The following is a 23,129-nucleotide window of genomic DNA, read 5'->3' on the forward strand; positions in this document are numbered from 1 at the left end:
TCGCTCGCCCGAATGGTTGGCCGCGCAGGCCCGAGTTCCTGACTGCCCCATCGGGGTCACAGTGGCGGCACCGTCCCGGACTCACACCGGGTTCCTCGAAGTCGCCTGCGCGCAGCCTCAGTCTGTCAGAGCCCGCAGTTCGACCTGACTTGGGGTCGTCTAGCAGATTCGCGCCTCCGAGCCGTCTGCGGCGGCGCCGAGCGGCGCTCCCCGCGGGCGGGCGAGAACTAGGGTGGTGGCATCGAGAAGGCAGGGTCGGATGAAGAGGTTGTTGGCGGCAGCAGGGTGGGTGGCGACGGGCGTCGCGCTCGGCGTCGGGGCCGTGGCGGGGGCCACCGCCTGGACCCTGAACGGGCCGAGGCGCCCCTGGCCGAACTACACCTTCACCCCGTTCGAGGTGGGGGCTCCGTCGGAGGACGTCCACTTCACCGCAGCCGACGGAGTTCCCTTGGCGGGCTGGTGGCTCGACCAACCAGCGTCGTCCACGGTCGTCGTCTGCGCCCACGGCCATCGAGGCAACAAGTCGGACATGTTGGGGATCGGCTCGGGTCTGTGGAGGGCGGGTCATAGTGTCCTGCTCTTCGATTTCCGTGGCAACGGAGATTCCGGTGATGGCCCACAGTCCCTCGCCCACCACGAGCAGCGGGACCTGAGTGCCGCCTTGGACCTGGTGCGCGAGCGCCGCCCGGACGCCCGGATCGCCGTCGTGTCATTCTCGATGGGCGCGTCCACGGCCATCCTCACCGCCGCTCAGGATTCCCGGGTTGAGGCTCTCGTCGCCGATTCACCGTTCGCAACGCTCAGTGACGTCGTCGCCACGGGATATCGCCGTCACCGCCTGCCGAGCGAGCCGCTCATCCCGATCGCCGACCTGGCGAACCGATTGCGCTACGGCTACGCCTTCTCCGAGGTCCGTCCCCTCGACAGGATCGGCGCGATCTCCCCTCGTCCGCTTCTGCTGCTACACGGGACGAACGACAGGGTCATCCCCTACGACCACGCGCTGCAGTTGGCCGCAGCAGCGGCCCCGGGGCCGGTCGAGCTCATCACCTTCGACGGCGCGGACCACTGCGGCGGCCATTTCGCAGACCGGGCGGCCTACATCGCGCTGGTGGCAGATTTCCTTGACCGTTGGCTTGGTAACCAGCAGGACTTGGAGTTGCGCCATGCCGACAACGCTTGACCTGACGTATCCCTTCGCGGGCCGGTGGCTGGCCCGGAACAGCCCCGCCACCAGGGTCCCGAGCCACGGCACCACACCGATCCCTGAGGTGCGCGCGTCGCGAAGCGGCCGCGTGGGTCTCGAAGGGTCGTGACGCGACACCCTCAGGCAAACTCCCAGTCAGGTCACGCTACGACCCTTCGAGACGGCCCAGGCTGCTTCGCGGCTGGGCCTCCTCAGGGAACGAGAAGGCCGCCACTGGGATGTCACGCGAAGGCTGACCGTCAACGGGCCAAACCCATTAGTCGATCCAGGTCTGCGTGGGCCTCCAGGGCGTCGGCGACCGTCTCGATCATCGACTCCCGCCTGGCCGCGAAGCCGGGCGCCTCCGTCGGCACCCACGCCACTCCAGCGGCGTCCGCGACCTCAGCGAGCCACGCACGGCGGAACCCGTCGGACTCCAGCGATCCGTGCCACATCGTCCCCCACACGGCGCCGGACCGGACACCCTCGAGGAACGGCTCGTGCCCGTCGTCGACCCGCACCCGCCCATGGTGGATGACGTAGCCCTCGACGTCGTGCCCCCGCCAGTCTCCCGACGGCCGGCCCAGCACCTTGTCCGGGTGGAACACGGTGTCCGCGGGCAGTAGCCCCAGGCCCGGAACCGCGCCGGGGTGGCCGGCCTCGACGGGGTCCGTGATGGTGCGCGTCAGCATCTGGAAGCCACCGCAGATTCCCAGCACCGGCCGCCCGGCCTCAGCTCGGGCAGCGATCGCCGCCGCGATACCGGTCTCCCGCAGCCACGCCAGGTCCGTCAACGTGGACCGAGACCCCGGCAGCACAGCCAGGTCAGCCGCGGCCACCACACCGGGGTCAGTCGTCACCACGACGTCGACCCCCGGCTCCTGGGCAAGCGCATCGACATCGGTGGCGTTGGAGATGCGCGGCAGCCGGACGACGGCCACCCGCAGCGTCCCGCTCCCAGCGCGAGAGACGGGCCGGGCGTCGCCGCGCCACCGGCCCACCTCGAGCGCGTCCTCCCCGTCGAGCCACACGCCGGTCAGCCAGGGCAGGACCCCGAACGACGGCAGCCCACAGCGTCGGGTGAGCTCGGTGAGGCCCGGGTCGAGGATGGCCTGGTCGCCGCGGAACTTGTTGATCAGGTACCCGGCCAGGAGGGCGCGGTCGTCATCTGCCAGGAGGCCCCAGGTGCCGTAGATGGAGGCGAGCACGCCGCCGCGGTCGATGTCGCCGACAAGCACCACCGGCAGGTCGAAGGCCCTGGCCAGGCCCATGTTGGTGTAGTCGCCGTCGCGGAGGTTGATCTCCGCCGGGGAACCGGCCCCCTCGCAGATCACCAGCTCGTGCGCGGCGGCTAGTTCCCGGTACGCCTCGTGGGCGGCCTCGGCCAGCAGACGCCGACCCGTGGCGTACTCCCCCGCCTCCAGCGCTCCGGCGGGCTCGCCGCGCAGGACGACGAAGGAGCGGCGGTCGCTGCCGGGCTTGAGCAGCACCGGGTTCATCGCCGACGTCGGTGTCTTGCCCGCCGCGATCGCCTGCAGGTACTGAGCCCGGCCGATCTCAGCGCCGTCGGCGCACACCATGGAGTTGTTGCTCATGTTCTGCGCCTTGAACGGCACCACGTCGATCCCGCGACGGCGGGCGGCGCGGCAGAGGCCGGTGACCACCAGGGACTTGCCCGCGTCCGACGACGTGCCCGCAATGAGGATCCCGGTCATGCGCCACTCCCCTCCGAGACTTGTTCCAACAGCGTGCCCGCAAGGTCGCGTTTCCTAGGCTTCGAGGCCGCTTCGCGGCACCTCAGCCAACGGGTGTCGAGGAGCACCGTCAACGGGGGCACCTCCTCATCGAGGCTGCTGCGGCGAGTCCTGTCGCCATCGCCGTCACCACGCCCACGAGCCGCGCGGCCCTCCGCACCTCGGCCGCGCGCGGGCGAGGGCCGTCGCCGAGGAGGCCCCGCTCCTCCACGCGGGAGAAGTACACGTTGCGGCCGCCCAATTGCACGCCGAGGGCGCCGGCCCAGGCCGCCTCGCACCACCCGCCGTTGGGTGAGGGGTGGTTGCGGGCGTCGCGGCGCAGCACCCGCCAGGCCTCCGCCGTCGACCCGCCGACGACGGGCGCGGCCACACATGCGAGCGCGCCGGTGATGCGGGCCGGGATGTAGTCGAGGGCGTCGTCGAGGCGCGCCGACGCCGTCCCGAAGCGGGCATAGCGGTCGTTGCGGTGGCCCACCATGGCATCGAGGGTGTTGACCGCCCGGTGGGCGAGGAGGCCGGGGATCCCGGCGACGGCGCCCCAGAACAGCGACGCCACAACGGCATCGGCCGTGTTCTCCGCCATGGACTCGACGGTGGCGCGGGCGAGCTCGGGCTCGTCGAGGCCGGCGGGGTCGCGGCCGCAGAGATGGCCGAGCCGGGCGCGGGCGCCGTCGAGGTCACCCTCGTCGAGGCGCTCGGCCATCAGCCGGCCCTCGCGGGCGAGGCTGCGGGCGCCGAGGACGGCCCAGGTGGCCAGCGCGGTCGCGGCGAGGTGGGCGACGGGGTGACGGCGCGTGGCGCGCTCGGCCACGACCCCTGCCGCGAGAACCGGCGCCACCGTCGCGGCGGTGAACGCGGCGCCTCGGGCGCGGTCGTCGGCGTACAGGGGCTGCTCGACGCGCCCCGCGAAACTCCCGAACCACGCGACGGGATGATGCCGGGCGGGATCTCCGAGTACGGCGTCGGCCGCCACCCCGAGGACGATGCCGAGCGCGCGCGTGATCACGGCGCCGACGCTAGCAGCAGCCAGAGGCGGGTCGGGTGGGCGCCTCGGCAAAGGCGCGCCAGTGCGCGGACCGCTACTCCAGGAACTCCAGGAAGGCGTCCATCGCGCGCGGACCATAGACCGTCGCGGGACCACCGCGCATGAGGATGGCCACCCCGAGCGCCTCGGCCACCTCGTCGGCGGTCGCACCCGCGCGCGCCGCTCCGCGGGCGTGGCTGGCGATGCACCCGTCGCACTTGTCCGTCACGCCGATCGCGAGCGCGATGAGCTCCTTGGTCTTCGTGTCGAGCGCGCCCGGGCCGAGCACCGCCTTGTGCATGGCCGAGTAGCCGGCGTACACCTCCGGAATCCGGGAACGCAGTTCCTTGGCGGGCGCCTGGAGGTCCTGCAGCACCTTCTTGCCGTGTTCGTGGGTGGTCATGTCTCTCCTGACTGCCGTAGTGCATGGTGAGCCTTGACCAATTATCAGCCTCCCGGGGCACCGACGTCGGCGGCCGGCGACATTCCCGCCGAGGCTTGACCGGTCCGCAAGAATGGGCCCATGACAACGCTTGCTCCCCGAATTCCCCTGACCGGCGGCACTGCGATCCCGGCGATCGGCGTCGGCACCTGGCCGCTCAACGACGACGAGGTCCGCGCCATGTGCCTGACCGCGTTCGAGATCGGCTACCGCCTCGTCGACACCGCGGAGAACTACCGCAACGAGGCAGGAGTCGGGCGGGCCGTGCGCGAGTCGGGGCTGGCTCGCGAGGACGTGTTCGTCACCACGAAGTTCAACAAGACGTGGCACGGCGACGCCGTCGCGGGAGTGGAGGGAAACCTCGGCCGGCTGAGCCTCGAGTACGCCGACCTCGTCCTCATCCACTGGCCCAACCCGGATCAGGACCTGTACATCCACGCCTGGGAGGGGCTGATCGAGGCGCGCGAGCGCGGGCTGACAAGGGCGATCGGGACGTCGAACTTCAAGCCCGAGCATGTGCAGCGCCTCATCGATGCCACGGGTGTCGCGCCGGAGGTCAACCAGATCCAGTGCAACCCGTTCACCGACCGCACGGCTGAGAGGGCATTCCATGAGAAGCACGGGATTGTGACGGAGTCGTGGGCCCCGTTGGCCGCCGGCACCGGGCTGATCGGCCATCCTGCCGTCTGGGAGGTCGCGGACGCGCATGACGTCTCCCCCGCCCAGGCGGTGCTGGCCTGGCACCTCCAGCAGGGCCTGCTCCCCATTCCGAAGTCGTCGAACAGGGAGAGGCTGGCCGAGAACTTCGCCGCCCTCGGCCTCCAACTCACCGACGACGAGGCCCGGACCCTGACCGCGCTCAAGAGTTCCGACTACCACCTCATGGACTCGGACCACTTCGGCCACTGAGCCCCCACCTGCTGAGTGAGGAGTGAGGAGCGCGCCCGCGGGCTGAGGCGCGAGGAGCGCAGCGACGAGCCTCGAAGCCTCAAAACGTCCCTTGTCAGCCTACGTTTCTTAGGCTTCGAGGCCGCTTCGCGGCACCTCAGCCAGCGGTTGGGGTCGCGCAGATCCGAGGGGTTTAGGCGGAGCGGTGGATGAGGGGGACCGGTCGCGGTGGGTCGGGCGTTGGGCAAGGCACGCCGCGTTTGGGCGTGCCGAGGGCGCCCATGGGCGAGGCCGGTCCCCCTCAGCCACCGCGGAACCCCAGGCGCCTGGGAAGCCAACGTCGACGCACGCTGCGCCGCTTCGCGGCTTGGCCCGGCTCAACCCGCGGGGGCGGCGGGACTCGACCCAGGTTCAGCGAGACCGCGTCAGATGCGGGACAACAGGTCCTGAACCGCCGCCCTTGCCTCCATCGCGTTCTGGCCGCTGATCTCGCGGAACGCCTCGGTGATCTCCTCGGCGAGGTCGAAGTCGCGGCGGATCAACCAACTCTGCTGCAGCCCGTCCCACACCGCGACGAACTGGCGAGCCATCCGCACGGGGTCGCGATCCGGATGCACCACGCCCGCTGCCTGCCGGGCCTTCATCAGATCGATCATCTCGGCCATGACCCGCTCGTAATGGCGCCGGAAGAACGCATGGGCCGGATGCGCAGGGTCCTGCGCGGCCGAGGCCAGCGCCACCTGGAGTTGGAGTCGCTTGTCCTCACCGGGCGACCGGTGGGCGAGTCGGTCGATCAGGTCACGGAAGTCCTCAGGCGGAGCCAGCGGCCGCTCGCCCTCCGGCCCCTCTCCCTGCACGATGAAGCCCTCGAAGTAGTCGATGGCCGCCACAAGCAGGTGGTCCCGGGTTGGGAAGTGGTAGAGCATCGTGCGCTCCAACATGCCCGCCTTGGCGGCGACCGCCGCCGTCGTCAGCTGAGGATGCCCCACCTCCATCACCACCTCATAGGCGGCCTTGGCGATGGCGGCGCGCTTCTGAGCAGACTTGGCGTACGGTCCACGCTTCGACGGGGTTGTCGACACAGCCACCTCCTTCTAAAGTTTCCTCAACCAAAACCTTGAGGCCTCATCCTACCTGATGTCGACCTCTTGACCGTCTTGAACTATGCTGTTCACTACGAATTGAACTCGACCCGTCGATCCCGATCGCGAAGGACCTCCATGACCGACTCCCCCTCCTACCGAGACCCCTCCCTCCCCGTGGAGGAGCGCGTCGAGGACCTCCTCGGACGCCTCACGCTGGAGGAGAAGGCCGGCCAGCTGACGCAGTACTTCTACTTCGGCCAGCTCGACACCCCGGAGGTCTCCGACGAGGACCTGGCAGCGATGCCGTTCGAGCAGCGGCAGTTCCTCGACTTCCCGCGGATGGTGGACAAGGAGATCGACGCCGGACGCGTCGGCTCGCTGCTGTTCGTCCGCAATGCGGCACTGGCCAACCACCTGCAGCGCAGGACCATCGCCGGCAACCGCCACGGCATCCCGGCCCTCTTCGGCTTCGACGTCATCCACGGCCTCCGCACCACCTTCCCCGTGCCGATCGCCGTGGCGGCCAGCTGGGACCCCGAGGTGGCCGAGCAGGGCCAGCGGGTCGCAGCCCGCGAGGCCCGCGCCGTCGGCATCCACTGGACGTTCGCGCCCATGGTGGACATCGCCCGCGACCCCCGCTGGGGCCGCATCATCGAAGGCGCCGGCGAGGAGCCGTGCCTGGGCGGCGCGATGGCGGCCGCGCAGGTCCGCGGGTTCCAGGGCGACGGCGGCGCCGAGTCCGTCATCTCCGGCCCCAAGCACTTCGCCGGTTACGGCGCCGCCCGCGGCGGCCGCGACTACGAAGACTCGGACATCTCGGACGCGGAGCTGCACAACGTCTACTTCCCGCCCTTCAAGGCGGCCATCGATGCCGGCGCCAAGAACATCATGAGCGCCTACATGGACCTCAACGGCGTGCCCGCGAGCGGCAACCGTTGGCTGCTCACCGACATGCTCCGCGACGAGCTGGGCTTCGATGGCTTCGTCGTCTCAGACGCCAACGCGGTGCGATCGCTCGAGACCCAGCACTTCGCCCGCGACCTCACCGACGCCGGCGCCCTCGCGGTCTACGCCGGGCTGGACATGGAGATGGCCATGTTCGACGCCTCCTATACGCGCCTCCCGCAGGCCGTGGCGGACGGGCTGGTCGACGAGGCCACCATTGATCTGGCCGTCCGACGCGTCCTCACCGCCAAGTTCGCCGCAGGACTGTTCGAGCAGCCCTTCGTCGACGAGGCCACCAGCGCCGCGATCCTCGGCGATCCCGCCCACCGCGACGCCGCCCAGGACGCCGCCGAACGCACCGCCGTCCTGTTGAAGAACGACGGCGTCCTCCCGTTGAAGGCCCCCGCCTCCATCGCTGTGCTCGGCGACCTCGCCAACTCCACGCGCGACATCCTCGGCCCCTGGATCTTCGACTTCGACGAGTCCGAGTCCGTCACCCTCCTCGACGGCATCCGCCGCCGCGCCGGAGAGGGGACGCGCGTCGAGTACGCGCCGGCCACCGCCGTCGCCACGCGGCTCTACCCGTCGATGTTCGACAGCCACGAGTCCGGCACCCTGCCGCACACCCCCGAGGGCTTCGACGAGGACGCCGAGCTGGAGCGCGCCGTCGCGCTGGCGGCAGAGTCGGAGGTCGCCGTCGTGGTGGTGGGCCAGCCGCAGAACATGATCGGCGAGAAGGCCTCGGTCTCCACTCTCGATCTGCCCGGCCGCCAGCTCGAACTCCTGCAGCGCGTCCACGCCACCGGCACGCCGATGGTCGTGCTCGTCATGTCGGGCCGCCCGCTCGACCTGCGCTGGGTCGACGGACACGCCGACGCCATCGTCGAGGTCTGGTACCCGGGCGTGCGCGGCGGAGACGCCGTCGCCCGGGTGCTGTTCGGCGACGTCTCCCCCGCCGGCCGCCTGCCCTTCACCTGGCCGCGACACGTGGGCCAGGTGCCGATGGTTCACTCGCACTACCGCACCTTCCAGCCCGAGGAGGCGGACAAGCGCTACTGGGACGAGGAGAGCACCCCGCTCTACCCCTTCGGCCACGGCCTCACCTACGCGACGGTGGGCTACTCGGAGCTGCGGGCGCCGGCGAGTGTCGCGGTGGGCGAGACGGCCACGGTTGCGGTGACGCTCACCAACACCTCCGAGGTGGATTCCGACGAGGTGGCCCAGCTGTACATCCACCAACGCTACGGCACCTCCACCCGTCCGGTCCGCGAGCTCAAAGGCTTCCAGCGCGTGCACGTGCCCGCGGGTGCCTCGGTGGAGGTCGAGTTCGAGCTGGGTCCCGACCAGTTGCGCTACTGGAGCGCCGCCACCCGCACCTGGGTGCAGGACGCCACGGTGATCGATGTCTTCGTCGGAGGCAGCTCCGCCTGCAACCTGACCAGCACCCTGGAGATCACCCTCTGATCGGCATCGATCGTCTGCAACTATCTACCTAGAGAGCGGCATCTGCGTATATGCACAGATGCCGCTCTCTAGGTAGCAGAATGCAGAGGCGCCTACCGCCGCGCCACCGTCGCAGCGTCCTTGACCTCACCGATCAGCCGCTCGACGACATCCTCCAGCATGGCCGCGCCCACCGTCTGCTCGCCGTCAATGACGAGCGCGAAGTGCGTGCCTCCGGCCTGCATCGCGGCGAGCGTGGCCTCCAGGGTGGCGTCCTTCGCGATGGTGGCCAGCGGCCGGACCACGTGCTCGCCTAGGGGACGGGTGAACTCGTCGTCGGTCAGCCCGAGGAAATCCTTGAGGTGGACGTAGCCGACGACGTGGCCCTCCTGCGCTGCGACGGGGAAACGCGAGTATCCCGTGCGCAGGAACTCCGCCTCCACCTGGGCCGGCGTGGCCTCGGAGGGGAGCGTCACGAGGTCGCCTAGCGGGACCATCACCGCCTCGACGGTCTCAGTCCCGATGCTGACCGCCCCGCTGAGCAGCTGGTGTTCGCGATCCTCGAGCAGCCCCTCCTCGCGCGACTCCGCGATGAAGGCGGCCACCTCGTCGGCGGTGAACGCGGAGGCGATCTCCTCCCTTGGCTCCACCTTCAGCAGGCGCAGCACCGCATTGGCGATCCAGTTGAGCAGCCAGATCAGCGGGCGCAGCACGAGCACGATCCCGTAGAGAATGGGGCCGAGGATCATGGCGGATCGCTCGGGACCGGAGATCGCGATGTTCTTCGGCACCATCTCGCCGAGCACCATGTGCAGGAACACGACGATGGCCAGCGCGATGATGAAAGACACCGTGTGGAGCGCGGCGCCGCTGATGCCGATGGCGGCCAGCGGGATCTCCAGCAGATGCGCGACGGCGGGCTCACCGATGGCGCCGAGTCCGAGGGAGCACATGGTGATGCCCAGTTGTGCACCGGCCATCATGAGGGAGACCCGCTCCATGGCCCGCAGCGTGATCCGCGCCGAGCGCGATCCGGCCGCGGCCCGCGGCTCGATCTGCGTGCGCCGAGCGGCGATGAGCGCGAACTCGGCACCCACGAAGAAGGCGTTGCCGATCAGCAGGGCGATGGCAATGAGGATTGCAGTGGAATCAAGCATCGACCTCACCTTCCTCTGCATCCTCGACGGTCAGGGTGAGCCTGTCGACGCGCCAGCCATCCAGACGGGTGACCTTCAGCCGCGCGACCGCCGGGGTCGGTAGCCCATCGCCGTCGGGTCTGGTCTCGTCGCGGACGCCGAGGAGCACCTCGTCGCCCACCCGCGGGAAGCGGCCGAGCTGCTCTGTGATGAGGCCGCCGAGGGTGTCGGACTCGCGTCCCTCGGGCAGTTCGATGCTCAGTGTCTCGCTCGCTTCGTCCGGCCGGAGCAGTCCAGACAAGGACCAACGCCGCTCCTCCAGCTGGCGGTAGGCGCGGGTGGGGTTGTCCTGCTCGTCATCGATCTCGCCGACGATCTCCTCCACCACGTCCTCAAGGGTCACGATGCCGTCGGTGCCGCCGTATTCATCGACGACGACCGCCATCTGTACCCCGAGTCGAAGGACCTCGAGCACCGAGCCCAGGGGCATCGTCGAGGGCACGGCCCGGATGGGGCGGACCAGGTCCTGGACGGTGCGGCCAGCCCGGTCCGCCGAGGGGATCGCCAGGGCGTCCTTGAAGAGCACGACCCCTCGGACGTCGTCGACGCTCTCGCCGATGACCGGGAAACGCGCGTGGCCGCTGGCGCGGACCGCATCGAGAACGTCCGACGCGGTCTCGTCGAGCTCGAGGAAGCGGACGCGGGGTCGCGGGGTCATGGCGTCGGAAGCAGTGCGTTCGTTGAGTGCCACGGAGTGTTCGAGCCGCCTCGCAAGCTCCTCGCCCAGCAGGCCCTGCTGTGCGGAACGGGCGGCGAGCGATCCCAACTCCTGCGCGGAACGGGCGGAGGCGAGCTCCTCCTGCGGCTCCATGCCCAGCGCGCGGACGATGTGGTTGGCAGTGCCGTTGAGGAACCACAGCAGCGGCCTGCTCACCCAGGTGAAGCCGCGCTGGAACCCCACCACCGCCCGCCCCACCTTCAGCGGCTCAGCGATGGCCCAGTTCTTGGGCACCAGCTCGCCGAACACCATCTGGGCCATGGTCGCGATGAGGAAGGCGGCGGTGAAGGCCACCACGGAGGCCGTCTCCTCGGGCAGGCCGGCGGCGCGGATCGGCACCTGAAGCAGCGCCGCGATCGAAGGCTCCGCGATGAAGCCGACCACCAGGCTGGTGATGGTGATGCCGAGCTGCGCGCCGGAGAGCTGCGTCGACATGGTGCGGAGCGCCTCGCGCAGCGACTTCGCCTTCGGGTCCGTCTCGGCGAGCCTCGCCACGCTGGGGCGATCCACGGCCACCAGGGAGAATTCGGCGGCCACGAACATGGCGTTCGCGGCGATCAGCACAACCACGGCCAGGAGCAGTAGCCACTCGATGATCATCGTCGCCTCACCCCCGGCGAAGGGCTCAGCGACTTCTGGGCGGCCCCGGAGGGCAAAGGACTATGACCGTCGTTCACGCGTCGATCGTACGTGAACCTCGGTGGACGAACGTCTCGTCCGAGACCTGGGGTACCACCGTCCACGCCGAGCGCGCCCACCCCACGCCGACCACCGCCACGCCCACAAGCACCGCCGCCACACCTGGCAGCCCGAACTGGGCACCCAGCAGTCCTGCGAGCGGATACGTGAGGAGGAAGCACGCATGCGAGAGCGAAAACTGGGCGGCGAACACCGCCGGGCAGGTCTGCTCCGTCGAGTTCCTGCGCAGGAGCCGCGCCGACGGCGTGAGCACCGCAGAGGTCGCGGCGCCGATGACGAACCAGAGCACGAGCATCAGCAACCAGGCGAGCGCGTTGTCGACCCAGGCGAGGACTCCGGCGGCCATTGCCAGTGCGACGGGGAGGATGGCGGCGCCCGCGAGCATCACCCGCGTGTCGGGCAACTGCTCGAGGAGCCGCGGCACAACCAACGCCAGCAGCATCGAGCCGGCCCCGTAGGCGGCCAGCAGCAGGGCCACGTCACCCTGATCGCGCCCGAGGTACGCGCGCACGATCACGACGGTGTTGACGATCACCATCGCGGTCGTGGCAGCCACGACGAGGTTGATCCCCAACAGCCCGCGCAGTTCGGGCGCGGCCCAGAAGTGCCGGGTGCCGCTGGTCAGGCGCTCGAGGAACGGCGCGGGAGGGGGCGGCTCGACCTGTGGGAGCCGGGTGACAGCCACCAGAACCGCTGAGCCGGCAAAACCCACGACGGTGCCCACGAACAGGTCCTGATATCCCACCACCGCCAACAGAAGGGCGGCGATCATGGGGCTGGCGAGGGCCTCCGTGTCGTAGGCCAGCCGCGACAACGAGAGCGCCCGCGTGTACTCCCGCTCTTGGGGTAGCACCGACGGGATCAGCGCCTGGAAGGCCGGCGTGAACGTGGCCGAGGCCGACTGAAGCAGGAAGATCAGCGCATATATCTGCCACGGCTCGCTGACGAACGGCAGGCACAGAGCGACGCCGGCGCGTACCAGGTCCGCGGTGATGAGCAGCGGCTTGCGCGGCACCCGGGCGACGACGGCGGACATCACGGGGGCGACGCCAACGTAGGCCGCCATCTTGATGGTCATCGCGAGCCCCATCACCGCGCCGGCGCTGTCCGGCGAGACCTCGAAGGCCAACAACCCTAGGGCGACGGTGAGCAGGCCGGTGCCGAGAAGCGCGATCATCTGGGCGGAGAACAGGGTCCGGTAGCTGCGGTTGCGAAGGACTATCAGCATAGTGAGGACCCGCGCTCAGGCGTCGGAGGACCTGCGGCGGGGGCCCAGCCTGTCGGTCCCCCGCTGCGGGGCGTCGTCGTTCACGACGGTGTGGTGCAGCGGCGTCTGCCCGGTCGCAGCGACGGAGTGCTCCGCCTGCCTGACGGCCTCCAGGATGACGCCGAGGGCGTGCTCGTCGGCGAGCTTGTACAGAACCTTGGTGCCGTCCTGCCGGGTGGTGACCATGCGCGCCATCCGGAGCCGGGCAAGGTGCTGGGACACGCCGGAGGGATTCTTGCCCACCCTTTCGGCCAGTTCACCCACGGACAGCTCGTCCGTGGATTGGAGGGAGAGGATGACCCGGATCCGGGTGGGGTCCGACAGCAGGGCGAGCACCTCGGCGGCGAGGTCTACGAACTCCGAGGGGACGTCATGAGCCTTCTTGTCCGCGTGCATACGCAGATACTAATACACATCATGTCCTACTCCGCCCGCAGTACCCCGCTCAGCCTGCGCCCGGACGACGCGCCCGCCCCCGCCTCGCGCCTAAGGTGACGGCTATGGCCCCACGTCACACCCTCCGCCTACCCGCGGAGCTCGCCATCGTGGGCGCCGCGGCGATGCTGACCCTCGTGGCGGGCCCCACGATTGCTTCGAGCCCGCCGCACGGGGGCGCGCCGTACGCCTACGGATGGTTGGACATCGTCCTCACCCTGGTGGCGGCCGCTGCGGTGGTGGGTCGCCGCTGGCACCTCGCCCCGGCCTTCTGGGTGTCCGTGGCGGCGTCCGCCATCGCGCAGGCGAGCGGCCACCCGTTGAACCTGGCCCCGTTCGCGCCCGCCGCGCTGGCCTTCTCGCTCGCCCTGCACCGGGAGCGCCGCACGGTGATGATCTCTGCCGCCGGCGCCACCGTCGTGCTCGTGAGCGCGACCCTGGCGGGCGTGCTCTCGGGGGCGCCGTGGTGGGGGAAGCCGGGCGAGGGATTCCTCTGGTTGTGGATCGGGACGGCGATCGGGTTGGCGGCGCGCAGCCAGCGTCTGATGGTGGAGGCCCTCGAGCAGCGGGCAGAGCGCGCGGAGGCGGCCAACGACCAGTTGGCGCTGCGCCTCGTCGCCGAGGACAGGGTCCGCATCGCGCGCGAGCTGCACGACGTGATGGCCCACCACGTGAGCGTGATCAACGTCCAGGCCGGCGTCGCCGGTCACCTCCTGCGCAGCGACCCTGCCACGGCCGAGGCGTCGATCGGCCACATCCGCACGGCCGCGGCCACCGTGCTCGACGAACTGCAGGGCATCCTCGGCGTCCTGCGCCAGGACGAGAGCCTGGTTCCCTCCGCCGCGGCTCCCGCCCCCACGGACCTGGCCGACACGTTCGACGCGGCCCGCAGGCTCGGCGTGCCCCTCACCGTCACCGGACCCACCGGCCTCGACGGGGTGGCCCCGCTGGCCGGCCACGCCGCGCATCGACTGGTGCAGGAGGCCCTGACCAACGCGCGCAAGCACGCCCCGGGCGCCCCCGTGAGCGTGGTCATCCGCCGCGGGGACACGCTGAGCATCGAGATCAGCAACCCGGTGCCCCCCGGGGAGCGGGAACAGGGGCCATCGAGCGGCTTCGGCCTGATGGGGATGCGCGAACGCGTGCTGGCCGCCGGCGGAACTCTCACCCTCACCCACGACCCCGGCCTGTTCGTCGTGACCGCCGAGCTGCCCCTTCTGAGGGAGGACTCATGACCATCCGAGTGGTGCTCGCCGACGACCAGGCCCTGGTCAGGAGCGGGTTCGCGGCGTTGATCAACTCGGACCCCCAGCTGGAGGTGGTGGGCCTGGCCGCCGACGGGGAGGAGGCGCTCCGGCTGGTGCGCGAGACGGCCGCCGATGTCGTCCTCATGGACGTGCGGATGCCAGTGCTCGACGGGTTGGAGGCCACCCGCAGGATCTGCGCCGACGACGACCTGGCCGGGGTCCGGGTTCTCATCCTGACCACCTTCGAGCTGGACGAGTACGTCTTCGAGGCCCTCCGCGCCGGGGCCTCGGGGTTCCTCGGCAAGGGAGTCGAACCGGCGCAGCTGCTGGAGGCCATCCGCATCGTCGCAGCCGGCGAACAGCTGCTGTCGCCGGCCGCGACGAAGGGGCTGATCGCCAGGTTCCTCGCCCAGCCCACGAGCGTCGCCCAGGCCACCGAGGCGGGTGGCCGACTCCCGCTCCCGCTGCTCACCGACCGCGAGCGCGAACTGGTGGCCCTGGCCGCGGAGGGCCTCACCAACGACGACATCGCGGCCCGCCTGGTGCTCTCCCCGTTGACCGTGAAGACGCACCTCAACCGGGCTATGACCAAGTTGAACCTGCGCGACCGCGCCCAGCTGGTGGTGGCGGCGTACCAGTCCGGCCTGGTCCGCGTCGGGCATCCCTGACCTACTGCGATCGGAGTAGGCCCCGGTTGCCGCGCCGGGCGGATGTGGGGCGCAGAGGCCCTGGCAGAGGATGAAACCATGTCGCATCACGCCAGCACCGTGTCACTCCGTCCGCCCAGCGCGGGGCTGTGGCTCCGCCCCGGAATGGTGGCCACCGTCGCGGGTGCCGTGGTCATCGCGGTGCTGTGGATGGCGCTGCTGCCGGCCGACAAGCCCCTCGGTGACCGCGTGGGCGAGACCCTGGGCGTGGAGGCGATCTGGTTGATGTCCGCCGCCATGCTCTCGATCACCCAGCGCCCGGCGCCAGCGAGGCTCTTCGGTGGGATCGACGCGCAGCTGTGGTGGCACCGGGTGGCGGGGACGCTCGGGTTCGCCCTGGCCATCGTGCATCCCCGGATCATGGCCACGCGGGGCGAGCCGAGTGCCACCTCAATGGTGATGGAAGTCATGGAGAAGGTGACCGTGCTGCTGATCGCCTGGGCGTTCCTCGCGCCGGGAACCCGGGCGGCGCGCTGGCGAGGCCCCCTCGGGTGGATCGCCCGCAGCAGCTACGACATCTGGCGGATCATGCACGCCGTGCTCGCCGTGTACGTCCTTGCCGCCATGTATCACGGCTTCGTCGACGCGGAGCTGACCCCCTCGTCGGTGGCCCTGCGCGCGGTCTACCTCGTCGTGTGCGCCTACGGCGTGTGGGCGGTGCTCGACCGGACGCTCGCCCGCCACGCCCGTGGCTGGTTTCGCAACGGCACCGTCACGCAGGTCCACCGGCTCAGCGACCTCGTGGCCATGGTCCACGTCAAGCCCGATCGCGACCGCGGATTCCTGCCGGGCCACTTCGTGTACCTGGGGCTTCGGTCCGCGCGCGAGCGGGCGCACCCGTTCACCGTCGCCGGCGTCAGCCCCGACGGGGAACTCGAACTGGGGGTGAAGGCGTCCGGCAAGGGCACGCGCCGGCTCGTCGAGCGCGTGGCGGTGGGCGACCGCGTGTGGCTCAGCGCCCCCCAGGGGTCCACCGATCCCGTCCCGCACGAGCCCAGCAACGTCTGGGTGGCTGGCGGCGCGGGGATCGCGCCCATGATCGCGACCATCAGGACGGCCGGTGAAGACGGACCGGGTGGACGGGTGACCCTGCTGTGGTCACGCCGGGACGCCGTCGCGAGCCCCATGGAGGGGGAACTGCTGGACAGCGCCGCCCGGTATCCGTGGCTCACCGTGCGCTTCATCGACACCACAGCCGAGCCCAGGGTGAGCGCCGCGGACGTCCTCACCGCCGGGGGCGTCGACGCGGACCAGCTGGGAGTGCGGATGTGCGGGCCCACGTCGATGATGCAGCAGTTGGCCTCCGAGCTGCGCACGGCCGGCGTTTCCGCGGAGCGGCTGCACGTGGAGCCTACGCGTTCCGGTGAGACCCGGCTTGGGCGAATCGACGGCAGCGCCACCTACCACCGGCGCAGTACCGCAGGAGCCCACATCGAGACGATGCGTCAGGGGCGCAGGCTGCGGATGATTGAAGATGCCGCCCGCTTCCACGCGGCCGGCTTTCATCAGGAGGATCAGTTGACCAGCCCCATCATCTCGGCCCGCGAGGTGCACAAGACCTACGGCCGTGGCCAGAGCAGCTTCGAGGCGCTCCGCGGCGTCACCCTAGACATCCAGCCGGGCGAGAGCATCGCGATCCTCGGCAAGAGCGGATCCGGCAAGTCCACCCTCATGCACACGCTCGCGCTGCTGGACGCGCCGACGTCGGGCAGCATCACGCTGGAGGGCGTCGACACCGGTGAGCTGCGCGGACGGCGGCTCAACCGCACCCGCAACCAGACCTTCGGGTTCGTGTTCCAGCAGTTCTTCCTCACGCCGAGCGCGACGGTGCTCGACAACGTCACGCTGCCGCTGAAGATCGCGGGAATCCCGCGCAGCGAGCGACGACGGCGGGGCATGGAGGTGCTGGAGCAGCTCGAGCTCGACGACAAGTCCAGGAACAAGGCCAGCGACCTGTCCGGCGGCCAGAAGCAGCGGGTGGTGATCGCGCGGGCCCTGATCAACACTCCTCGGATCATCTTCGCCGACGAGCCCACCGGCAACCTCGACTCGGCCACCGGCGCCGTCGTCGAGAACATCCTGCTGGACCTCAACCGCCAGCACGGCATCACGCTCATCATCGTGACCCATGACGACGACCTCGCCGCACGCTGCGACCGCCGCCTCCTCATCCGCGACGGGCTCCTCGTCGGCGACGAGCAGGTGGTGGCGGCATGAAGGCCCACGACCTCGTCTCATCGGCGTTCGCCAACGTGTGGCGCTCCAAGACCCGCACCATCCTGACGGTCCTGGCGATCTTCGTCGGGGCGTTCACGCTCACCCTCACCAGCGGGCTGGGCACCGGCATCAACCGCTACATCGACGACACGGTCACCGCCGTCGGCGCCTCGGACGTGCTCACCGTGACCCGCACGGCGGAGGGCGAGTCCGGCATGCGCGGCGCCTCCGGGCCCCGCGAGTACGACCCCGACGCCATCAGCAGCGACCATCCCGGCCCCGGCGGCGGCGGGGTGGTCACCGCGCTCACGCAGGACGACCTCGACGAGCTGGCGGGCATCGACGGCGTGCTGGACGTGCAGCCCACCAGATCGCTCAACCCGGACTTCATCCAGGCGGGCGACGGCACCCCCTACGTCGTCAACGTGGGCAGCCTCGTATCAGGCCAGGAGATCCAGCTGGTCGCCGGCCAGGCTCCCGACGACGCGTCGGACGAGTCGCAGCTGGTGCTGCCCGTGTCCTACGTCGAGCCGCTCGGCTTCGCCGACGAGGCGGACGCGATCGGGCAGAGCGTGACCCTGCAGATCAGCGACGCGCTCCGCACCGCGCACACCATGGAGGCCACCGTCGTCGGCGTCGCCGAGGAGGGACTCGCCTCCCCCACGGGCGCGAGCATCGTGCTCAACGACACCCTCAGCGTGGCCCTCGAGGAGGCGCAGAACACGGGCCTCCCCGCCGACGAGGAGGACCGCTACGCGGAGGCATCCGTCTGGTACGACGCCGGCGCCACCACGGAGGAGACCGAAGCGCTCCAGGACCGGCTGGCGGACGCCGGCTACTCCGCCGTCACGGTCTCCGACCAGCTGGGGACCTTCACCACCGTCATCGACGGGATCGTGCTGGTGCTCAACGCGTTCGCGATCATCGCGCTGCTGGCCGCCAGCTTCGGGATCGTCAACACGCTGTACATGTCGGTGCAGGAGCGGACCCGCGAGATCGGCCTGATGAAGGCCATGGGGATGGGGAACGGGCGGGTGTTCGGGCTGTTCAGCCTGGAGGCCACCGTCATCGGCCTGCTCGGGAGCGTGCTGGGCGTGGGTGTGGCCATGCTGGCGGGTGGCGTCCTGAGCCGCATGCTGTCGCGCACCCTCCTGGCGGACCTGCCGGGACTCACGCTGATCGCGTTCGACCCCCTGGCTGTGGGGGCGGTCATCGCCCTGGTGGTTGCCATCGCCTTCCTCGCCGGGACGTTCCCGGCGGCGCGGGCCGCGCGGGCGGATCCGGTGAACTCGCTGCGCTACGAGTGATCCCGTGTTGCCCGGCGCTCTGGGGGGCGTCGGGCAACACGTTTCCCCCAAAGGCTTGATTTGATACCCCCTGGGGGTATATACCTGAGACATGGAGCAGTCACAGCACCAGAACCATCACACCTCCCCCGACCCACACGCTGGCCATGCCGATCACGGCGGCGTGGCGGTCGACGACAACCACGCCGGCCACAGCACCCACGGGCAGGCGATGCCCCACGGCGCCGCCCACTCCGGGGCAGACGATAAGCAGGTCCACTCTCACGGGGAGCACGCCGGACACTCGACGGCGATGTTCAAGAACCGCTTCTGGGTGTCCCTGGCGCTGACCATCCCGGTGGTGGTCTTCAGCCCCATGGTGGCGCACCTGCTCGGATACCACCTGCCGGAATTCCCCGGCTCCACGTGGATCGCGCCCGTCCTCGGCACCGCGATCTTCGCCTACGGCGGGGTGCCGTTCCTCAAGGGCGGCTGGCGCGAGCTGAAGACCCGACAGCCGGGGATGATGCTGCTGATCTCGCTGGCCATCAGCGTCGCGTTCGCGGCCTCGTGGGTCACCACGCTCGGCATCGGCGGCTTCGAGCTCGACTTCTGGTGGGAGCTGGCGCTGCTGGTGACCATCATGCTGCTCGGCCACTGGATGGAGATGCGGGCGCTCGGCGCCGCCTCCTCGGCTCTCGACGCGCTGGCAGAACTGCTGCCCAGCGAGGCGGAGCGGGTGACCGACGACGGGACGGTCGTCGTCCCGATCGCGGAACTGGCGGTCGACGACGTGGTGCTCGTCCGCGCGGGCGCCCGGGTGCCTGCGGACGGGACGATCGTCGAGGGCGCGGCGGAGTTCGATGAGTCGATGATCACCGGGGAGTCGCAGCCAGTGGCGCGGGGCGAGGGCGAGCGCGTCGTCGCCGGCACCGTCGCCACGGACAACACGGTGCGGGTGCGGGTCGAGGCCACCGGCGACGACACCGCCCTGGCAGGGATCCAGCGGATGGTGGCCGACGCTCAGGCCTCGTCGTCGCGGGCGCAGGCCCTGGCCGACCGGGCCGCCGCGCTGCTGTTCTGGTTCGCGCTCGGCGCGGGCATCCTGACCGCCATCGCGTGGACCCTGCTCGGCAGCCCCGACCAGGCCGTGGTGCGGACCGTCACCGTGCTGGTCATCGCCTGCCCCCACGCACTGGGCCTGGCGATCCCGCTTGTCATCGCGATCTCCACTGAGCGCGCCGCCAAGAACGGCGTGCTGATCAAGGACCGCATGGCGCTGGAGCGGATGCGCACCATCGACGTGGTGCTGTTCGACAAGACCGGCACGCTGACGGAGGGCGCGCACGCGGTGACGGATGTCGCCGCGGCCGGGGTGTCCGAGGCGGAGCTGCTGTCCCTGGCGGCCGCAGCCGAGGCAGACAGCGAGCACCCCGTCGCGCGGGCGATCGTCGCGGCGGCCGCCGAGCACCCGGAGGCGTCGGGCATGCGACTGCGCGGGACAGACTTCTCCGCCTCCACCGGCCGCGGGGTGCGGGCCACCGTCGACGGCTCGATCATCCAGGTGGGCGGGCCTACCCTGCTGCGCGAGCTGGGGCTGAAGACGCCGTCGGCCCTCACGGAGCAGACGGGATCGTGGTCCGGGCGGGGAGCCGGCGTGCTGCACGTCATCCGCGACGGCGAGGTGATCGGGGCGGTCGCCGTCGAGGACAAGGTCCGCGCGGAGTCGAAGGCTGCGGTCAGGGCGCTGCAGGATCGCGGCGTGCGGGTGGCGATGGTCACCGGCGACGCACGGCAGGTCGCCGAGGCCGTCGGCGCCGAGCTGGGCATCGACGAGGTGTTCGCCGAGGTGCTGCCGCAGGACAAGGACACCAAGGTGACCGAGCTGCAGGGTCGCGGGCTGACCGTGGCGATGGTGGGCGACGGCGTCAACGACGCCCCGGCCCTGGCTCGCGCCGAGGTGGGGATCGCGATCGGGGCCGGGACGGACGTCGCGATGGAGTCGGCCGGCGTGGTGCTGGCGGGCAACGACCCACGGGCGGTGCTGTCCATGATCGACCTGTCGCGGGCGAGTTACCGCAAGATGATCCAGAACCTGGTGTGGGCGGCGGGCTACAACATCGTCGCGGTGCCGCTGGCCGCCGGCGTGCTGGCGCCCATCGGGGTGGTGCTGTCCCCGGCGGTGGGGGCGGTGCTGATGTCGTTGTCGACGATCATCGTGGCGCTGAACGCACAGCTGCTGCGTCGCATCGATCTGGATCCCGATCACCTCGCCTCTCCCGCTGGCTGAGGCGCGAGGAGCGGAGCGACGAGCCCCTCCCGCTGGCTGAGGCGCGAGGAGCGACGAGCCCCCTCCCGCTGGCTGAGGCGCAAGGAGCGAAGCGACGAGCCTCGAAGCCTAAGAAACGCTCCTTGTCAGCTCACGTTTCATAGGCTTCGAGGCCGCTGCGCGGCACCTCAGCCAGCGGGGACGGGCGGCCGGGGCCCCGTGTCCCTCAGGCCGCGGCGAACAGGACCAGGCTCGCGGCGACGATCGCCATCCCGGCGAGCATGCCGTAGATGGTCTGGTGCTTGTCCGTCTGGTAGCGCCACGACGCCTGCAGCATCTCGTCCAGCGCAAGGAACACCATCATCCCGGCCACCAGCCCGTAGAACAGTCCCAGCACGGACTCCGGTACCACCCAGCTGATCAGAGCCGCGGCCACCAAGGCGCCGATGGGCTCCGTCAACCCGGAGACGGTGGCCCACCAGAAGGCCTTGCCCCGCGACCCCGTCGCCGCATAGACCGGCGCCGCGACAGCGATGCCCTCCGGCACGTTGTGGATCGCGACGGCGACGGCGAGCGTCAGGCCGATCTTCGGGTCCTGGTAGGTGCTGAAGAACGTGGCCATGCCCTCGGGGAAGTTGTGCAGCCCCAGCACCAGCCCTACGAGGAGGCCGCTCCGGAGCAGGCGAGTGTTGCGCGCCGCGTCCTTGGACCCCATGGCCGCCTCGCGGCCCTCGATCTCGCTCGGGTTCAGCGAGGCGGGGAGCAGCCGGTCGATCGCCAGGACAAGGAGGATGCCGACGAAGAACGCGGCGAAGACAAGCGCCTCGGCCGTGGCCAGCGAGTAGGTCTCCGCCATCCATTGGATGCCCAGCGGCAGGATCTGCATGAAGGAGATCATCAGCATGGCGCCTGCTGCGAACGCCAGCGCGACGGCCAGGAACCGACGCCCCAACGTCTTGCGGCGCACCACCAGAAGCCCGCCGATGGAGGTGGCCAGACCGGCGAACAGCGAGACAAGAAGCGCAAGGATCATCGTGCGCTCAGGCTAGCGCTAGGCCATGGCGCCGATGGCCGCCTGCCGCGGGCGCCGCCACATTCCGCGGGTGGAGTCCACCACGTCGCCCACCGCGGCGCGGGCGGCCGAGGCCACCTCCGCCCACTGGCTCGTGCCCGGCTTCTTGTTGGGCAGGGAGTACCTGAACACCTTGCCCCACGCGGAGGCCACCTGCTTGGGCAGCGGCCCTGTGACGTAGCGCAGGTGATAGCGCTGCATGAGCGCCTGGACCCTCGGGGAGATCTCGGCATAGCGGTTGCTAGGCATGTCTGGGAACAGGTGGTGCTCCACCTGGTGGGACAGGTGCCCGGTCATGATGTGCATGAGCTTGCTGCCCGAGATGTTGGCCGACCCGAGCATCTGCCGCACGTACCACTCGCCCCGCGTCTCGCCCTCGATGGACTCCGTCTCGAACGTCTCCACGCCCTCGGGGAAGTGGCCGCAGAAGATCACCGAGTGCGTCCACACGTTGCGGGCGGTGTTGGCGATCGCGTTGGCCATCAGCGTCGACAGCGCGGAGGGCCCCGACAGCAACGGGTGCACCAGGTAGTCCTTCGTCATCTGGGTGCGGATCTTGGCGAAGACCTTCTTCAGGTCCTCCCGGAACACCTGCTTGTCCTTGGTCCCCTCGCTCCAGCCCTTGAGGTCGAGGTCGTAGGCCGCGATGCCGTACTCGAAGAACAGCGCCGTGAAGAAGTTGGTCACCGGCTGGAACAGGTGCAGCAGCTTCCACTCCTGGTCCGGGTCCACGCGCAGCACGTTGTAGCCGAGGTCGTTGTCCATGCCCACGACGTTGGTGTAGGTGTGGTGCTCGACGTTGTGGGACTTCTTCCACTGCTCGGCGGGCGAGGCGAAGTCCCACTCCCACGTGCTGGAGTGGATCTTCTCGTCGCGCATCCAATCCCACTGGCCGTGGAGGATGTTGTGCCCGATCTCGGTGTTCTCGATGATCTTGGCCACCGTCAGCCCCGTGGTGCCGAGGACGAACGCGGGCGGGAACCTGGAGAACAACAGCACGACGCGGCTGGCCAGCTCCAGGGAGCGCTGCGTCCTGATCACACGCCGGATGTAGGCGGCGTCGTCGGATCCGCGGCTGGCCATGATCTCGTCGCGGATGGCGTCAAGCTCGCGACCGATGTCCTCGATGTCCTCGGGGCTGAGGTGGGCGATGGGATTGTGCTTGCCGCTGGCCGAGATCTCGGCTCGTTCCTGCGGGCGGGAGGTGGTGATGCGGTTCGGGCGGTTCTGGACTGTCTCGGTCATGGTG

The 23,129-nt window shown here is 70.2% G+C and carries 18 protein-coding genes and 1 riboswitch; of the genes, 8 read left to right on the forward strand and 10 right to left on the reverse strand.

Translation table 11 applies throughout. The features are described from left to right. Positions 1-10: 10 nt before the first annotated feature. Positions 11-134: riboswitch (cobalamin riboswitch) on the reverse strand. 125 nt (positions 135-259) lie between these two features. Continuing rightward, positions 260-1,183 (forward strand): alpha/beta hydrolase, encoded by a 924-nt coding sequence (locus H5398_RS01560; RefSeq protein ID WP_182798736.1) that lies wholly within the window; start codon positions 260-262, stop codon positions 1,181-1,183. A gap of 263 nt (positions 1,184-1,446) precedes the next feature. Here H5398_RS01560 and H5398_RS01565 read toward each other — a convergent pair whose 3' ends face one another. The 3 genes from H5398_RS01565 to H5398_RS01575 form a co-directional block, all read right to left on the reverse strand. Beyond that, on the reverse strand, positions 1,447-2,901 hold the full coding sequence (locus H5398_RS01565; RefSeq protein WP_182798737.1) for a cobyric acid synthase: 1,455 nt from the start codon (positions 2,899-2,901) through the stop codon (positions 1,447-1,449). Positions 2,902-3,010: 109 nt separating this feature from the next. Then, a complete protein-coding gene (locus H5398_RS01570; protein ID WP_370586021.1) occupies positions 3,011-3,946 on the reverse strand; it encodes a cobalamin biosynthesis protein in 936 nt (311 codons plus the stop codon). 73 nt (positions 3,947-4,019) lie between these two features. Then, positions 4,020-4,367 carry a carboxymuconolactone decarboxylase family protein gene (locus H5398_RS01575; protein ID WP_182798739.1) on the reverse strand — a complete coding sequence of 116 codons (348 nt, stop codon included), beginning with the start codon at positions 4,365-4,367 and terminating at the stop codon, positions 4,020-4,022. A gap of 120 nt (positions 4,368-4,487) precedes the next feature. Here H5398_RS01575 and H5398_RS01580 point away from each other — a divergent pair, with 120 nt between their 5' ends. After that, positions 4,488-5,315: an aldo/keto reductase gene (locus H5398_RS01580; protein WP_182798740.1), complete on the forward strand. Its 828-nt coding sequence runs from the start codon at positions 4,488-4,490 to the stop codon at positions 5,313-5,315. A 404-nt stretch (positions 5,316-5,719) separates the two neighbouring features. Here the strand turns inward: H5398_RS01580 and H5398_RS01585 are convergent, their stop codons facing one another. Further along, a complete protein-coding gene (locus H5398_RS01585; protein ID WP_182798741.1) occupies positions 5,720-6,376 on the reverse strand; it encodes a TetR/AcrR family transcriptional regulator in 657 nt (218 codons plus the stop codon). A gap of 138 nt (positions 6,377-6,514) precedes the next feature. On the opposite strand from H5398_RS01585, the gene H5398_RS01590 reads away from it, so the two are divergent. After that, positions 6,515-8,788, forward strand: a complete 2,274-nt coding sequence (locus H5398_RS01590) for a glycoside hydrolase family 3 N-terminal domain-containing protein (RefSeq protein ID WP_182798742.1) — start codon at positions 6,515-6,517, stop codon at positions 8,786-8,788. A gap of 92 nt (positions 8,789-8,880) precedes the next feature. Here H5398_RS01590 and H5398_RS01595 read toward each other — a convergent pair whose 3' ends face one another. The 4 genes from H5398_RS01595 to H5398_RS01610 all read right to left on the reverse strand — a co-directional run bounded on the left by H5398_RS01595 (position 8,881) and on the right by H5398_RS01610 (position 13,043). Continuing rightward, positions 8,881-9,924: a hemolysin family protein gene (locus tag H5398_RS01595; protein ID WP_182781576.1), complete on the reverse strand. Its 1,044-nt coding sequence runs from the start codon at positions 9,922-9,924 to the stop codon at positions 8,881-8,883. Continuing rightward, positions 9,917-11,281 carry a hemolysin family protein gene (locus tag H5398_RS01600; RefSeq protein ID WP_182798743.1) on the reverse strand — a complete coding sequence of 455 codons (1,365 nt, stop codon included), beginning with the start codon at positions 11,279-11,281 and terminating at the stop codon, positions 9,917-9,919. Before H5398_RS01600 ends, H5398_RS01595 begins: the two co-directional genes overlap by 8 nt. A 73-nt stretch (positions 11,282-11,354) precedes the next feature. Beyond that, on the reverse strand, positions 11,355-12,608 hold the full coding sequence (locus H5398_RS01605) for an MFS transporter (RefSeq protein ID WP_182798744.1): 1,254 nt from the start codon (positions 12,606-12,608) through the stop codon (positions 11,355-11,357). A gap of 15 nt (positions 12,609-12,623) precedes the next feature. Continuing rightward, on the reverse strand, positions 12,624-13,043 hold the full coding sequence (locus tag H5398_RS01610; protein WP_182781573.1) for a metalloregulator ArsR/SmtB family transcription factor: 420 nt from the start codon (positions 13,041-13,043) through the stop codon (positions 12,624-12,626). Between the two features lie 104 nt (positions 13,044-13,147). Here H5398_RS01610 and H5398_RS01615 point away from each other — a divergent pair, with 104 nt between their 5' ends. The 5 genes from H5398_RS01615 to H5398_RS01635 all read left to right on the forward strand — a co-directional run bounded on the left by H5398_RS01615 (position 13,148) and on the right by H5398_RS01635 (position 20,829). Continuing rightward, positions 13,148-14,317, forward strand: coding sequence for a sensor histidine kinase (locus H5398_RS01615; protein WP_182798745.1), 1,170 nt, complete (start codon positions 13,148-13,150; stop codon positions 14,315-14,317). After that, on the forward strand, positions 14,314-14,997 hold the full coding sequence (locus H5398_RS01620) for a response regulator transcription factor (RefSeq protein ID WP_182798746.1): 684 nt from the start codon (positions 14,314-14,316) through the stop codon (positions 14,995-14,997). The genes H5398_RS01615 and H5398_RS01620 overlap by 4 nt, the downstream gene beginning before the upstream one ends. A gap of 78 nt (positions 14,998-15,075) precedes the next feature. Next, positions 15,076-17,253 (forward strand): ATP-binding cassette domain-containing protein, encoded by a 2,178-nt coding sequence (locus H5398_RS01625; protein ID WP_182798747.1) that lies wholly within the window; start codon positions 15,076-15,078, stop codon positions 17,251-17,253. Beyond that, on the forward strand, positions 17,250-18,560 hold the full coding sequence (locus tag H5398_RS01630; RefSeq protein ID WP_182798748.1) for an ABC transporter permease: 1,311 nt from the start codon (positions 17,250-17,252) through the stop codon (positions 18,558-18,560). The genes H5398_RS01625 and H5398_RS01630 overlap by 4 nt, the downstream gene beginning before the upstream one ends. A 91-nt stretch (positions 18,561-18,651) precedes the next feature. Further along, positions 18,652-20,829, forward strand: a complete 2,178-nt coding sequence (locus H5398_RS01635; protein WP_182798749.1) for a copper-translocating P-type ATPase — start codon at positions 18,652-18,654, stop codon at positions 20,827-20,829. A gap of 205 nt (positions 20,830-21,034) precedes the next feature. On the opposite strand, the gene zupT is transcribed toward H5398_RS01635, so the two are convergent. Together zupT and H5398_RS01645 are read right to left on the reverse strand one after the other, a co-directional pair. Beyond that, positions 21,035-21,841: a zinc transporter ZupT gene (gene zupT, locus H5398_RS01640; protein ID WP_182798750.1), complete on the reverse strand. Its 807-nt coding sequence runs from the start codon at positions 21,839-21,841 to the stop codon at positions 21,035-21,037. Between the two features lie 18 nt (positions 21,842-21,859). Then, positions 21,860-23,125, reverse strand: coding sequence for an acyl-CoA desaturase (locus H5398_RS01645; RefSeq protein WP_182798751.1), 1,266 nt, complete (start codon positions 23,123-23,125; stop codon positions 21,860-21,862). Positions 23,126-23,129 lie beyond the last annotated feature (4 nt).

The organism is Tessaracoccus sp. MC1679 (assembly GCF_014164775.1).
In the GTDB taxonomy this organism is placed as follows: Bacteria; Actinomycetota; Actinomycetes; order Propionibacteriales; family Propionibacteriaceae; genus Arachnia.

Bases quoted from the DNA above. Each gene is read 5' to 3' on its own strand.
- zupT (WP_182798750.1), bottom strand. From the start codon at position 21,841: ATGATCCTTGCGCTTCTTGTCTCGCTGTTCGCCGGTCTGGCCACCTCC.
- H5398_RS01615 (WP_182798745.1), top strand. From the start codon at position 13,148: ATGGCCCCACGTCACACCCTCCGCCTACCCGCGGAGCTCGCCATCGTG.
- H5398_RS01560 (WP_182798736.1), top strand. From the start codon at position 260: ATGAAGAGGTTGTTGGCGGCAGCAGGGTGGGTGGCGACGGGCGTCGCG.
- H5398_RS01635 (WP_182798749.1), top strand. From the start codon at position 18,652: ATGGAGCAGTCACAGCACCAGAACCATCACACCTCCCCCGACCCACAC.
- H5398_RS01625 (WP_182798747.1), top strand. From the start codon at position 15,076: ATGTCGCATCACGCCAGCACCGTGTCACTCCGTCCGCCCAGCGCGGGG.
- H5398_RS01610 (WP_182781573.1), bottom strand. From the start codon at position 13,043: ATGCACGCGGACAAGAAGGCTCATGACGTCCCCTCGGAGTTCGTAGAC.
- H5398_RS01580 (WP_182798740.1), top strand. From the start codon at position 4,488: ATGACAACGCTTGCTCCCCGAATTCCCCTGACCGGCGGCACTGCGATC.
- H5398_RS01565 (WP_182798737.1), bottom strand. From the start codon at position 2,901: ATGACCGGGATCCTCATTGCGGGCACGTCGTCGGACGCGGGCAAGTCC.
- H5398_RS01575 (WP_182798739.1), bottom strand. From the start codon at position 4,367: ATGACCACCCACGAACACGGCAAGAAGGTGCTGCAGGACCTCCAGGCG.
- H5398_RS01590 (WP_182798742.1), top strand. From the start codon at position 6,515: ATGACCGACTCCCCCTCCTACCGAGACCCCTCCCTCCCCGTGGAGGAG.
- H5398_RS01595 (WP_182781576.1), bottom strand. From the start codon at position 9,924: ATGCTTGATTCCACTGCAATCCTCATTGCCATCGCCCTGCTGATCGGC.
- H5398_RS01630 (WP_182798748.1), top strand. From the start codon at position 17,250: ATGAAGGCCCACGACCTCGTCTCATCGGCGTTCGCCAACGTGTGGCGC.
- H5398_RS01620 (WP_182798746.1), top strand. From the start codon at position 14,314: ATGACCATCCGAGTGGTGCTCGCCGACGACCAGGCCCTGGTCAGGAGC.
- H5398_RS01600 (WP_182798743.1), bottom strand. From the start codon at position 11,281: ATGATCATCGAGTGGCTACTGCTCCTGGCCGTGGTTGTGCTGATCGCC.
- H5398_RS01645 (WP_182798751.1), bottom strand. From the start codon at position 23,125: ATGACCGAGACAGTCCAGAACCGCCCGAACCGCATCACCACCTCCCGC.
- H5398_RS01605 (WP_182798744.1), bottom strand. From the start codon at position 12,608: ATGCTGATAGTCCTTCGCAACCGCAGCTACCGGACCCTGTTCTCCGCC.